Consider the following 13,288-nt stretch of genomic DNA (forward strand, 5'->3'; position numbering starts at 1 on the left):
AGAGTCGCATCCGAGATGCTGGCGATCGCGAACTTCTTTTCGATCTCGATACTGCAAAGCGCGGGATTTTTGCAAAATATGGAAAAATTCCCGAAGTAGACCTTCTTAGTAAAAGTCTATCTAATCTTCTGCGGAAATGGGCAGAATAATTTCCCGCCTTTTATCTTGCAAAAAGTTGCAGCAGTTTTAAAACATCATCGGTGATTTCTGTGGCTTGCTGCGATCGCCCGATTTCTGCAAGTTGCGTGGCAATAGAACTTAAAAGAAGTGCTTTCTGTTCCTTTTTCTCTAAAGTTCCTACGAGTTCTAGGGCATGAGTGAGAGATATAATTGCATCCGCTTGGCGATCTTGGCGATCGAGTTGAATAGCTAGGAAAATAAACGTGCCAATTTTTTCAATTTCATTGCCAACTAAAGCAATAAATTCTAAAGATTCTGTCATTTTTCCGGCTTCTGCTAGGGTGTAGGTAACATCGCGTAAGGTATTGCTTTTATCTTCTAAATTTGGCGATCTTTGCAACATTTCTAAGGCGATATCGTAGGCTTCAATTTCTAGGAAGGGAAGAACAATGAGGCTTAAGAGAGAATCTTTTGTACTAGAATCGTTGAGGTTGTCCCAAAGTTGTAAGGTTTGTTCTCTAATTTTTGAGGCGGTTTCTAGCTGTTTGTTCTGTTGTAATTGTAAGGCGATCGCGCCGAGGGTGACGATTTTAATTTCTGTTTCTTGTATCTCTTCAGTAATTTTTAAGGCGCGATCGAATTGTTCTTTTTCTGCTAAGATTGTGGCAATATTGTTTAAAGTTTTATCTCGATTTGAGAAAGATTGAATGAGTTTTAAGGCGCGATCGCTGTCCCCATTTTCTGCTAAATTAATGGAAATTTCTTGAATAGCGGTTTCTTGCAGTTCGGGAATATCAATATTTTCAGTGATTTCTAAGGCGCGATCGAACTGTTTTGCTTCTCCTAAATAACGGGCAATATAAAACAAGGTTTCTGGCTTTAAGGAGGGGTTAGAAAGGCGATCGCTTAATTGTAGAGCAAGATCGAACTCTTCACCTCGAGCAAGAGAACTGGCTAAGTTTTTAAAAACCGCATCTGTTGCTTCATTGGGTTCTAATTGTGGGAGTAATTCTTTGAGGCGATCGAACTCTTTTTCGCCGCGATCGCCTTCTCCCATTGCCATATATTTTAAGCCAATTGCTCCTAATGCTTCAACTTGACCTAAAGGACTTTCTAGCCTTTTTACAACTTCCAGAGCTTGTTTTAGTTCGCCTTGTTCTGTTAAAGTTAATGCGACCAGTAAGGTTAAATCTTGCCGATCGCGATCGCTCTCTAAAACCGTCATAATTTCGAGAATGCGATCGCTTTTCCCTTGTTTGGCAAATCCTAAAGCCATGCCTTTCAGATTAATATAGGGAAGAAGTTCCCTTTGGCGATCGCGGATAATATCCCAAGCGCGATCGTAGTCCTCATTGGCGATCGCAGCCTGCAAAAATAGCAATAAAATTTGTCGATCGTCACTGTTAATTAATTGAACAATTTCCCAAGCGCGATCGCCGCGATCTTCAGCGATTAAATTGCGAAAGATATCCGATAAAAAAGCTGGATCTCCATCGCTAAAAGTCCGAATCAGCTCCAAAGCCACTTTAACATCTCCCTTTCTGATTAACCGCAAAACCAACTCAGATAAAGTTTGTTGTTGCAGAAACCGATCCTCAATACTGCGAAAAATCTCGATACTGCGATCGCGATCGCCAATTTCGAGTAAGGCGATCGACAAACTCCCCAAAGCTGCATTTTTCCAAATCAACTCTTCTTCATCTGTTACATTTTGCGCCAATTTTGTCAAGTGAATATTGTTCGCCAAATCCTTTGCTAATTGCTCTGATTTCTCTCTTGTTAAAGCAACAGCATTGCCGGGAAATAAGAACAGAATAGAGATAAAAATTAAACAGCGTAAAACTTTCATAATGGATTCAATAACCGATAATCTATTATAAAACAGCAATGTGCGCGATCGCATTAACACTCATTGATTATTTGCATCTTTTACGAGGGTTTCAGGGTCGATCGCCTTACCTTGAATGCGAATTTCAAAATGTAAATGAGGACCCGTAGAATTGCCGCTACTGCCCATTTTAGCGATTTCCTGTCCTTGCTTGACCCATTCCCCTTTCTGTACCAAAAGTTCGCGATTGTGACCGTATACTGTTGTACTGCCATCTTTGTGACGAATTTTCACCAATTTTCCCAATCCCCATTCATCCCACCCGGAAAAAATAACTTCCCCCTCCGCAGCAGCAATAATCGGTGTACCAATTTTATTCGCCAGATCGATGCCTTCGTGATATAAGTGAAATCCTTGAGAAAGTTCCCCCTCCGTCGGTTGAATGAATTCAGGTTGCAAATAAGGCTGTAGGATAGCTTGAATGGCTCTAACGCGATCGCGCTGTTGAATAATCAAACAGTCACTCTTGCGTTGTTGAGGGGGACATTGTTTGCGAAATGATGGAGTATCCAGGGGGCTATCATTGTTAAGAACGCGAAGTCTGCCTCGAACTAAAGCCTCAAGACTATTTTTGCCTTGTTCTTTAGCAGCAATATATTCTTGAGGAAAACGACGACTCCCACCCCGAGAACCCGATTGATATAGATCGAGAGTATTGATCACCGCGTGAGGATCGCTGGCAGGATTAATCCCCGCACGACTCAAATCCTGATAAATTAAAGATAAGCGCCGTTTTAAATCCTGCACGCACTGTTGGGAAGATTCGAGAGTACACCACAGTTGCCCATCTTGACGAAAAGCAGCAATTAAGGCTTGAATGCCAGGAGAGTTAAGATCGTCAATTAAATCTCGGGTTTCTTGAAATTTCTCGTCAGCCAGAGTTTGCGGTTTAATCCAAAGATATTCAGTCCGCACCCAGCCAATAAAAGAATACTGCACCGCACGCAAAAAATAACCGACGGGTTTGGCGACGATCGCAAAGATAAACCAAAGGACAATTAATAAGAAGAGAAGCGATCGCAGACGCTTGCGAAAGGTATGTTTGCGGCGAACTTTTCGCCGACGCAATCGCACCGGATAACCAGAATTCGGGGAGATAGAGGTCCCACGAGGAGGGAGAGATGTTTTTTTTCTGACCCGACTCTTGGTACGAGATTTAGCACGAGAGGATGAGGAATGACGCGGTTTTCTCATGTTTTTCGGATCGGAATAGAGCGATAATAGCATCGATCGCCAATAATTGTGCATTCTCCGTCGCGATCGCCTCTCTTTCTGAGACTTTCCTGAACTCTACCTGAATTCAGCTTCTCGCTCAAACTCAAATGTTATTTGGTGTCGTAAGTTTAATGTTAGCTTTGGTTATGCTGCATTCTAATTCTTGGCTATTTTTTAGTTAAATGCCAAACTCCATCCCAATCTTTGGGAGGAGAATTTTTTTGAAATTGGAGAACGCGATCGCGGAGAATTTGTGAAGGACAATCTTGAGGTTTAATCTGTAGGCATTCTGTCAATAAAGCCTCTGCTTGTTGCCAATTTTGCTGTCGATAGGCTTTTAATCCTTGCTCAAAACAATCTCTTAGTGCTGCTAAATCTGGTTGCAAGTTTTCTTTACGCGCTAACACTTCATAAACTCGCACAGAGTCTTCTTTCCCAACAACTTGAATGCGATCGATTTCTCGCGTTTCGATAAAATCAATGACTTCATTGCGCGTTTCTTCTGCGATGAGAATACGAACCCCATATTGTTTGCTGGCACCTTGTAAACGCGAAGCCAAATTAACAGCATCTCCGATCGCCGTATAAGACTTAGAAGATTCCGATCCCATATTACCCACCACTAAATCTCCTGTTGCTAATCCAATTCTTAAATCGATTTTGTTTACATCGATCTCTGCGATCGCATTGGCTAAGTATTGACGGAGAGAATCTAAGCAATTGATTTGTTCTAACGCTGCATAACAAGCTAGGCGATCGCGATCTTTTGCCGAAGTAAAAGGTTCTCCCCAAAATGCCATAATCATTGTCCCCAGAAACTTATCAATTACACCACAATGATGAGAAATTGGCGAGGACATTAGAGTTAAATATTGATTAATCGTTTCAATTGATTCATGGGAAACTAACATATTTTCTAAATTTTCAATTCCTGTAATGTCCGAAAAACAAACAGTCATTGTTTGTTTTTCTCCTCCTGTTTTCGTGCCTTGCGGATCTTCCATGAGATGCGCGATCGCTCTGGGATCGACATATTTACCAAAAGTCTCTTTTATTGTTTCCTTTTGTTTCAATTCTACCAACATTTTATTAAAAGAATGGGTAAGTTTTCCGACTTCATCTTCTGTTTTGATTTCTATTTTTAGATTAAAATTCCCTTTCTGAATTGTTTTAATTTTGTGAGTTAAATAGCGAGTAGGTTGCACTAATCCTGTTGCGATCGCAGAAGCCGAAAACAGACTTGTTATCGTGGCGATCGTGGCAATAAAAATCCCTAAATGTAAAACTTTTTGTTGGTGTCGTTGACTCGATCGCGCTGCTTGAACTGTAAATTCATTCAGTTCTGTTAAAATATTAGCTATTTCTTTATTAAATTGTTCTTCTTCAATTTCCAATCTATTTTCTAACTGACGTGCTTGTATTTTTTTATTTTCTGCTAATAATTGTATGATTTCGAGAGCGCGATCCTGAAAATATTGCTGTTCTTTTTCAATCTTATCTAAAATAGGATTGAGTCGAGAAAATTCCTTTCGTGTTGTTGGTAATTGCAGATCGGTTAAGCCTATTTTAATCAAATTATTGGCTGATTCCAATTCCTCGTCAACGCGATCGCCACGCTGCTTAAATTCTCTTATTTCTTCGGTAATGCTTTGGCGATCGAAGGGTTCAATTTCATAAAATCGGACAATACGATGGAGGTGAAAGTGTTGTTTTAAAACATGAATGTCTATTTCTGCAACTAAATTAGTGAGGGGAATTGTATATTCAGACAAACTATGAATTTCTTTTTGTACTTGACGAAGACGATTATGAGAAATAGTAAACGCAACAATTGAGAAACTGAGTACTCCCAATGCCAAGCCAATTATTTTAGCACTAATTGGAGTTTTTCGTAATAATTTAATCATTGCTTTATTAATTATTGCTTGTTTGTTGATTAATAATTTCTAGATATATTTGTGTAGGTCGATCGTCAGATTTGACCAGCAAACAGGTTTCAAAATAGGCTCGTGCTTGAGCAAAATCTTGATGGTGATATGCCGTAATTCCCAGTTCAAAACGATCTCGTAAATATTCTAGCTCAATATCAATTTCCCCTTTACGACTTAATAGTTCATAAATTTTTAATTGCCGATCGCCAACAACAATTAAATCAATTTCTCGGGTTTCAATCGCATCTTGTGCAAGTTGTTGCGTATCTTCTGTCAGTAAAATTTTTGTGCCATATTTCTTATTTAATCCTTCCAAATGTTCTGCCAATTCTACTGCATCACCCATAACAGTATAAGATTTAAACTGTTCTGAGCCAATATTGCCCGCGATCGCTTCACTGGTGGCCAAACCAATACGAATATCAAAATCCGGCAAACCTTTCCGAAATCCCATTAAATCCGGCATAATTCGATGCAATCTCTCCAATTGAACAAACTGTTCTAAAGCTGCAAAACAAGCAAATTTAGCGTGTTCTGATGCGCTAACAAAAGGTTCGCTCCAAAACGATCTCATCGCATCCCCAATGAAGCAATCAATAACACCGTTATAGCGTGCGATCGGTTCGGCAGCAAGGGTAAAAATACTGATTGAGGAGTTTAACAAGTCCTTCGGGAGCAAGCATTTCACTAATCGCAGTAAATCCCACAACATCAGAAAAAAATACTGTTACATTTTGCTTTTCTCCAAAACTTTGTTTAGACTTTTGTTGAATTAAATTTTCAACAATACGCGGGTCTACATATTGTCCAAAAGTATTCTGAATTTGTTCTTTTTCTTTGATTTCTTCAACCATAAGATTAAAAGCATCTGCCAAGGTTTCGATTTCATCTCCCGAGGCGATCGCCACTTGAATATCTAAGTTTCCTCCTTCGACTTCCTTGGTACTCCCAATCAACTTTTTCAAAGGATTGACTAAACCCGCAGTGAGAGTAAAAGCAGAAAGGATACCAAATCCAGTTGCAAGACTAATCAGGATAATATTAAGATTAAGAATTGCTCGTTCCTCGCGATCGGCATTGCGAGCAGAATCTTGAATAAATATACCTAATTCCTGAAAAACACCTTGAATTTGTCGATTGAATTGCTCTTCTTCTTCTTGTAATTCATTCTCGAGAAAATTAATTAATGTACTGTTTCCAGTTTGCAAAGATTGAATAATTTGTAAACCGCGATTGTGAAATTCTTGATGCTCTTCTTCAAGATTATATAAAAGAGGTTTGAGTCGGGCAACTTGAATAATATCGCGAATAAGTTTAGCATGAGAAAGAGCATCATAGGAAAGAGCGATCGCGCTATCAACTTCCTCATCTACTCTCTTCCCTTGTTGTTCAAACTCAGCAAATTCTTGCTCAATTTGCGGCCAGTTAACGGGTTCGCTTTCGTAAAGTTGTAAAATTCGCTCGAGATGTATCTGTTGCTTGAGGACGCGAATATTAATCGTATTGAGATGAGTCGTGAGAGGAGTAGAATATTTGGACAGATCGATAAGTTCATTATTAACTTTTTTGATGCGATCGTAGTTAATTCCCACTATCACCACCAAGAAGACAAGCATACTGGTGGCGATCCCAAAAATTTTGATACCGATAGAGAATTTCGGTGAAAAACGTACCATTAACATAGAAATGCGATCGTGTTTCCTTCCTTATTACCCCTCTTAAGGTAAGCATTCCGGAAATAAAACTCGCCTTTCTTGTCCTGAAATGAAGTCTCTAGACCAAATTAGATGATTTTCCTATTTCATCTCTTCTTGACCGTGATTTTCGTGATGTTCGTGATTTTCACGATCGCCGTGTTCGTGATGCAGGGGAATTCTAATATTACCCATACCCTGAGTCCCTACGCTCACGATTCCCATCGATTGGACTCCACCCGTTAAAACTCCCATTGCAACGGCTCCCGCAGAGAAAAACCCCATTGCAACAGCACCTAAAGAAATAACCCCCATCGGAACAATACCAATGGATACGATCCCCATCGGAACAATGCCAATTGAAATATAGCCGATGGGAGCAATGCCGATAGAAATAAGTTTCGGTTTTTCGGGATGGATGTGCATGAGAAATTTCTCCAAAAATTTAAGCGATCGGTATAGAAAACCGCGTCTTATATCTTGTCTAGATATTGCTCTTTTTGTCAAAAGACAGCTTGTAAAACTTTGCACTCGGCTTCTTAAAAATAAAGTTTAATTACAATAGCTTGACAATACCAAGTATTTACTTATTGCTATAAAATATATCTTAAATGTAGAATTTACACAGCTTAAAAATATTTTGAAATATCAAGTTATTAAAGAAACAGCTTCTCTCGTCACCCGCGATCGCCTTCGTCTCGATGCAGATATTTATCGTCCCGAAGCATCGGGGGAATTTCCAGTGTTATTGATGCGTCAACCCTATGGACGCGCGATCGCCTCTACCGTGGTCTACGCTCATCCAAAATGGTATGCTGCGCGAGGTTATATTGTTGTTATTCAAGACGTGCGCGGTTGCGGTACATCTGAAGGAAAATTCGACCTTTTTATTAATGAGATTGAAGATGGGATCGAGACAGTAAATTGGGCTTCTCAACTTCCTCAAAGTACGGGAGAGGTAGGAATGTATGGATTTTCTTATCAAGGGATGACTCAACTTTATGCCGCACAAAATAAACCAACAGCCTTAAAAGTGCTTTGTCCTGGAATGTTAGGTTATGATATTTATGCAGATTGGGCGTATGAAAATGGGGCATTTTGTTTGCAGGCAAATTTGGGTTGGGCGGTACAATTAGCCGCAGAAACAGCACGCTTACAAAAGGATTTCAAAGCATATCAACTTCTTTATACATCTGCTCGTAATTTACCATTTGATAATCCTGCATCATCCTTTAGAGAATGTTTGCGAAAATATGCCCCCAGTTCATTTTTTGATGAATGGATTGCACATCCTCAACCTGGAGAATATTGGCAACAATTTAAACCCGATCTTACCGATGTCGATCTTCCGATGTTGCATATTGGAGGTTGGTTTGATTGCTATTTACGAGGAACCTTACGTTTATATCGAGAAATGGTGCAGAAATGCACTCAACCCCAGCATTTAATTGTCGGAGTTTGGGGTCATTTACCTTGGGGAAGAAAAGTCGGCGCGATCGATTATGGCCAAGAAGCAGCCAGTCCAGTAGATGAGCTACAAATTAGCTGGTTTGACCATTTTCTCAAAGGAAAAAATACGGGAATTTTAGCAACAAATCCCGTCCGTTTATTTGAGATGGGAAGCAATCAATGGAAAGATTTTGAAATGTTTCCTCAAGGAGAACCCAATGCTTATTATTTAACCAGTAATGGTTTAGCAAGTATTCGCGATGATGCAGGAAAATTAAGTCTAAATCATGGCAGTGAAGAGCAACAAGAAGACATTCTCGTACACGATCCTTGGCGATCTGTTCCTTCTTTAGGAGGCCATATTGCTTTTCCATCAGGTTCTTTTGAACGTTCTCATATTGATTCTCGTAGTGATGTTTTGACTTATACTAGCGAACCTTTTATTTCAGATTTACACATCGTTGGTAAAATCATTGTTGAGTTATATTGTCAAGCCAATACACCGAATTTCGATCTCTGTGCAATTGTCTCTGAAGTTAAATCTAATGGTGGTGTTTACAATTTTACTCAAGGCTATATTCACACTAATTCATTAGCTAATCCAATACAGATTCCTCTTCAAGAAACTTGTATTTGTCTTAAACAAGGAAATCGTTTGCGTTTGAGTATTAGTGCAGCTTGTTTTCCGGCTTACTTGCCTCATTCAGGTATGAATTTATTTGATAATGAAGTTAATTTTAATGATATCAATATCATAACAATAAGTCTTCAATCTGGCCAGCAATATCCTTCAAAACTACTGATTAACCGATCGACCCAAACACGTGCAGGATAACCGTTCCACATCTGTCTTCTTCGCTACAATTTTAGATGCGTTTACCTTGGTGTTAAATTTTCTATAGGTTGCCATTTCATAGATTTTTTATAAATATCCAAAAAGTTGATTTTATTAATAATTTTAGCACTTGTCTACCACTAATATCTAAACTCTCTTCATTGAAAACACGCACCTCTATTTTACGCGATCGCTTTGCTTGTCGATAATATGGGGAAGTGCGATCGCGTGTTGCGATCGCGAAAGATTGAGATAGCGCGATCGCATTTCTGGATTCTCATGGGAGGTGCGATCGCCTGCTATAATTTTTAATAGCCATTGAATTAGACAACTGGACGTGAGATTTGAGATTGTTTTTACTATTAGCGGTTACAAGGATTAGAATGGCCGCAATATCGGCTGCGAGTTGAAGATTTGTGCGTTTTCTATAATGTCGTATACACTGTAACTGGAAGAATTATTATTACGGGACCCAAGATTTCAAGATCGTATTGCGCGATCGCGTCAAAGTCTCAGGGAAGGAAAAACTAAAACTATCGAGGAAATGAGAGCAAAATACGAGACTTAATTTCTTTTGTAACAGAAAGGCGTTCACGAAGTGTCTCAGAATGAGAATCGCTTTGCTTGTCGATAATATTGGGAAGCGCGATCGCGTGTTGCGATCGCCAGAGGTTGAGATAGCGCGATCGCGTCAAAGTATCGAGGAAGGAAAAAACAAAACTTAAAGACTATTGTTCCAATATTCTAGTCCATTTATCAGTGCTTCTTCTAGCCACTTTTGAAAACGTTCTACAAGATTGTTCTCTTCATCAGCATAAGAAAATTGAAAAAGTGTATCAGTTAATGATTGAATTTCACTAATACTCCGTTCATTTTCTTCTGTATTATCTTTATGAAATGCACAAGCGGAACAGGCGAGTAGACCTCGATACTCGCGACCTACAACATGAAAAGACAGTAAAATTATGGTTGACGATCCTGCATCAATGACAAGCTGCAACCATTTATGATATGGACGCAAATTCGCAAAATATTCTAATTGTTTAGCAGTTTCTATAACTTGATAACGGTGATAGTGAGCGTGTTCGGGTTTAAAAGAAACTCGAAAAACATCAAAATCACTACTTACGTTTTGTAGAGAGAGTTTTATATACTCAATAAGATTATCTATTCGCTCAGAAGCTATTGTGTATAAGCAATCTGAGAAGTATTCAACTTCTTGACAACGATCTGCAAGAGATTGTAATTGTCCGCGTCTAAGTTTATCTGCAATTGCTGTAATTATAGTTTGTGTTTGTCTCGATTCAGATAAAATTTGTTCGGATAAACCTAAACAGCGAACAAAAGATTGTTTTTGACTTTTGGAGAATAACTGAATCAAATCTGATAAATCACCCCGATCGGCTTGTTCTGATGCAGCAATATAAACTGCGCGATCGTCTCGAGTAATCACTAAAGGAAACCATTTAGCCTGAATAAATACTAGGCTTGCTAAACACCTTGCTAATCGACCATTTCCATCTTGAAACGGATGGATTTGGGTAAAACGATGATGTAGCCAAGCAGCCTCAATTTCTGGAGGCATTTTAGCTTCTTGATGTTGATGATGCCATTCTAATAGACAGTCCATTTCCGATGCAACTTGTTCGGGAGGACAATATTCATGAATTGAACCATCCGATCTCATGGGATTATTAGGTAGTTTTTTCCAATCTCCACGAATGAGAGAAACATTAGTAATTTGTCCAGTTGCTTGATTTAAGGCTTCGGTACTTTCCTGATTTTGCGTTAAAAGCTGATGTAGCTGTTTAATATAAGATGTCGATAACGGTCTTTGTCTTCCCACAAAATCAAATAATCCTTCTACAGCCGCTTGCTGATCTTGAATCAGAGAAACAACTTGCTTGACAGGACGATCGATCGTTCCATGAGGAATTAAAGCCTCATTGATTCCTTGTTCAATTAATAAGCGAGTGATACCGCGATCGATAGTGTATAAGCGCTCTATAATTCCTGTTTCGATCGCGATTTCTCGACACAATCTTTCCATAAATATTTTAAATTCTCCTGAGTTTTGAAGGCGTTCTGCTTGTTCGTCCCAAACTGTTACTAAAGGAGGTAATTCATCACTGGCAAGTTTTTGCCAATCTGATGTTAAATTTTCTATAGGTTGCCATTTCATAAATTTTTTATAAATACCCAAAAAGTTGATTTTATTAATAATTTTAGCACTTGTCTACCACTAATATCTAAACTCTCTCCATTGAAAACACGCACCTCTATTTTACTCGATCGCTTTGCTTGTCGATAATATTGGGAGATGCGATCGCTTTTAAACGGTGCTATTCTTTCCATTGATTCAACCAACGAACTTGCCCGAGCCAATCTTCTGCTTGGGTTTCTAAGCACACTCGATCCAAGGAAGCGATTAAACTCGATAAAGTCCAGCTATTTTGAGCCGCTAAAATAATTCCTTTATGGTCTGGATGGCGTTGCGCTAAAATCAGAAAATCTCGAATATTAAAAGTAAAAATACATCTCCCCTTTTCCCTTACGGTTAATAGTTGTGTTTCGTCAGACGCATCTAAAAGCATCCAATCATTAGGAGTTCGAGTTACATCATGTCCGCGATTGACGAGCGCATTTTGTAAGGCTTTAATTGAAGCATCTGCATCAAGATGCAATAAAAATTTAGACACAATTGCTCTCAAAAACTTCTTCTATTGCGATCGCGCGATCGATTTCTTCGGTATGAAGCAAATAAAATCTCAATGCTTCTGCAACTTGAGTATTCTGGAGATTGTATTCTGTAGCAATTTGCGATGGGGAAAATTTCCAGTGATTCCGTGCGATGACGATAGTTTGTACTCTAATTCCCGTTCCTTTGAGAATGGGGGTATATTGTCCCGAACTTCCTTTTCGATAGGCAATCTGAGGAAATGCTGGATCGTCTGCGGGTTGACGAAACATTCCCACTTTTTCGGCGATCGCACCAATGATAAATTGCTCTAAGGAAATCCCTTGAGTTTCTGCATATTGTGCTGCTTCTTCATGCAGGCGATCGGGTAGTTTTAAGGGGTATGCGGTCATTCTTCAATTTCTCTTCTTAAAATTCCATTGTAACGGCAATGCGATCGCTTTTCTAGGGTCTCATGGGAAGTGCGATCGCTTTTAATTTTGATATAATCCGATGGTTTACCCTGTAATTTCAACCAAACTTTCTCCTGCTTGGAATAAAGCGATCGAGCAAATCGACAAAATCTCGATCTTTTGTCATTAAAACAGCACCTTGTTCTTTTGCTGCTCTAAAAATTTTCTCATCTTCTGCATCTCGCAAACCAACATCTCGCAGGGCGATCGCGGTTATTCCTAATTCATTTGTAATCCATGTTGCGATCGCGGGGGAAAGATGAGCATTTAACCAAATAATCATGCGACAAGAACCGGATGATCTAACTTACGTGCAGCATACAATAAAACCGCTCGCAGATCGTCTCCTTCGAGATCGGGCATTTCCTCCAAAACTTTCTCAAAACTTAGTCCTCCTGCTAATAATTCCAGCACGTCAGAGACTCTAATTCTCATTCCTCGAATACAGGGACGACCTCCACATTGTCGAGGATTTATCGTAATTCTAGATAATAATTCTGACATCTAAACTCTCTCCCCAGAAAATAACTTATGAAACTAACTCATATTAGCAAGCTAGAATTCGATCGCCTTGAAGGAATTCGCAAAATTATTGTTCATGATTATGCTCAAAGATTTGCTTCTCTCGATTTGGGTCATTCTTTAGGAATTTATGGTATGAGTTGGACGAGTGTTTCTCTCGATCCGATTATTATCGTCTCGGAAGAACAAAATATAGTTTGGTTGGGAGTCGATCGCCAAGTTGCTGCGATCGCTTTAGAAACAGGTCGTATTTTGATGTCTCTTCCTTTAAATATTAACATAGTTCAAATTCAAGCGATCGGACAAATAACTGCTGTATTGACGGAGGAAGAAATTTTTCTTTTTAATCCAGGTTGTTCTTTACGACTTCATGAAGATTTACCCGATCAAGGTATTGCTTTATTGCAGAAAGATGAAAATATAATGATTCAAATGTTGGAGGGAGAAACATTAATTATTAATCCTATGACCGGAATTATAGATA

Annotated in this window: 14 protein-coding genes and 2 pseudogenes; 3 read left to right on the plus strand and 13 right to left on the minus strand. The window is 39.1% G+C overall.

The genetic code is table 11. The annotated features are described in order from the left end of the window. A pseudogene (locus tag VB714_RS12395) lies at positions 1-149 on the plus strand (PKHD-type hydroxylase); the annotation flags it as partial. Positions 150-160: 11 nt separating this feature from the next. Here VB714_RS12395 and VB714_RS12400 read toward each other — a convergent pair. From VB714_RS12400 to VB714_RS12425, 6 genes are all read right to left on the minus strand, one after another. Further along, entirely contained in the window at positions 161-1,969 is a 1,809-nt protein-coding gene (locus tag VB714_RS12400) for a hypothetical protein (protein WP_323224568.1), read from the minus strand. A 60-nt stretch (positions 1,970-2,029) separates the two neighbouring features. Then, positions 2,030-3,256 (minus strand): M23 family metallopeptidase, encoded by a 1,227-nt coding sequence (locus VB714_RS12405; RefSeq protein WP_323224571.1) that lies wholly within the window; start codon positions 3,254-3,256, stop codon positions 2,030-2,032. Between the two features lie 134 nt (positions 3,257-3,390). Next, positions 3,391-5,130, minus strand: coding sequence for an adenylate/guanylate cyclase domain-containing protein (locus VB714_RS12410; RefSeq protein ID WP_323224573.1), 1,740 nt, complete (start codon positions 5,128-5,130; stop codon positions 3,391-3,393). Positions 5,131-5,137: 7 nt separating this feature from the next. Further along, the gene (locus tag VB714_RS12415) at positions 5,138-5,818 is read right to left on the minus strand and encodes an adenylate/guanylate cyclase domain-containing protein (RefSeq protein WP_323224575.1); all 681 of its coding nucleotides are present in this window, start codon (positions 5,816-5,818) and stop codon (positions 5,138-5,140) included. Continuing rightward, positions 5,760-6,830, minus strand: a complete 1,071-nt coding sequence (locus VB714_RS12420) for an adenylate/guanylate cyclase domain-containing protein (protein ID WP_323224577.1) — start codon at positions 6,828-6,830, stop codon at positions 5,760-5,762. The genes VB714_RS12415 and VB714_RS12420 overlap by 59 nt, the downstream gene beginning before the upstream one ends. Before the next feature lie 120 nt (positions 6,831-6,950). Next, positions 6,951-7,274, minus strand: coding sequence for a hypothetical protein (locus VB714_RS12425; protein WP_323224579.1), 324 nt, complete (start codon positions 7,272-7,274; stop codon positions 6,951-6,953). A 214-nt stretch (positions 7,275-7,488) separates the two neighbouring features. Between VB714_RS12425 and VB714_RS12430 the strand changes: the two genes are divergently transcribed. Next, on the plus strand, positions 7,489-9,132 hold the full coding sequence (locus VB714_RS12430) for a CocE/NonD family hydrolase (RefSeq protein ID WP_323224581.1): 1,644 nt from the start codon (positions 7,489-7,491) through the stop codon (positions 9,130-9,132). A gap of 721 nt (positions 9,133-9,853) precedes the next feature. Here VB714_RS12430 and VB714_RS12435 read toward each other — a convergent pair. The 7 genes and pseudogenes from VB714_RS12435 to VB714_RS12465 all read right to left on the minus strand — a co-directional run bounded on the left by VB714_RS12435 (position 9,854) and on the right by VB714_RS12465 (position 12,786). Continuing rightward, entirely contained in the window at positions 9,854-11,314 is a 1,461-nt protein-coding gene (locus VB714_RS12435; protein ID WP_323224583.1) for a Fic family protein, read from the minus strand. After that, the gene (locus VB714_RS12440; RefSeq protein WP_323224585.1) at positions 11,311-11,487 is read right to left on the minus strand and encodes a hypothetical protein; all 177 of its coding nucleotides are present in this window, start codon (positions 11,485-11,487) and stop codon (positions 11,311-11,313) included. Before VB714_RS12440 ends, VB714_RS12435 begins: the two co-directional genes overlap by 4 nt. Further along, complete coding sequence (locus tag VB714_RS12445) at positions 11,475-11,831, minus strand: DUF5615 family PIN-like protein (RefSeq protein WP_323224587.1); 357 nt, start codon at positions 11,829-11,831, stop codon at positions 11,475-11,477. The genes VB714_RS12440 and VB714_RS12445 overlap by 13 nt, the downstream gene beginning before the upstream one ends. Further along, positions 11,824-12,222 carry a DUF433 domain-containing protein gene (locus tag VB714_RS12450; RefSeq protein ID WP_323224589.1) on the minus strand — a complete coding sequence of 133 codons (399 nt, stop codon included), beginning with the start codon at positions 12,220-12,222 and terminating at the stop codon, positions 11,824-11,826. The genes VB714_RS12445 and VB714_RS12450 overlap by 8 nt, the downstream gene beginning before the upstream one ends. After that, entirely contained in the window at positions 12,219-12,344 is a 126-nt protein-coding gene (locus VB714_RS12455; RefSeq protein ID WP_323224591.1) for a hypothetical protein, read from the minus strand. Before VB714_RS12455 ends, VB714_RS12450 begins: the two co-directional genes overlap by 4 nt. A 26-nt stretch (positions 12,345-12,370) precedes the next feature. Next, positions 12,371-12,565 (minus strand): annotated as a pseudogene (locus tag VB714_RS12460) (DUF5615 family PIN-like protein); the annotation flags it as partial. Continuing rightward, complete coding sequence (locus VB714_RS12465; protein WP_323224596.1) at positions 12,562-12,786, minus strand: DUF433 domain-containing protein; 225 nt, start codon at positions 12,784-12,786, stop codon at positions 12,562-12,564. The pseudogene VB714_RS12460 and the gene VB714_RS12465, both read right to left, overlap by 4 nt. 27 nt (positions 12,787-12,813) lie before the next feature. Between VB714_RS12465 and VB714_RS12470 the strand changes: the two genes are divergently transcribed. Next, on the plus strand, positions 12,814-13,288 hold a 475-nt coding region (locus VB714_RS12470), incomplete at its 3' end, for a hypothetical protein (protein ID WP_323224598.1).

Source organism: Spirulina sp. 06S082 (assembly GCF_034932145.1).
Lineage (GTDB): Bacteria > Cyanobacteriota > Cyanobacteriia > Cyanobacteriales > Spirulinaceae > CCY15215.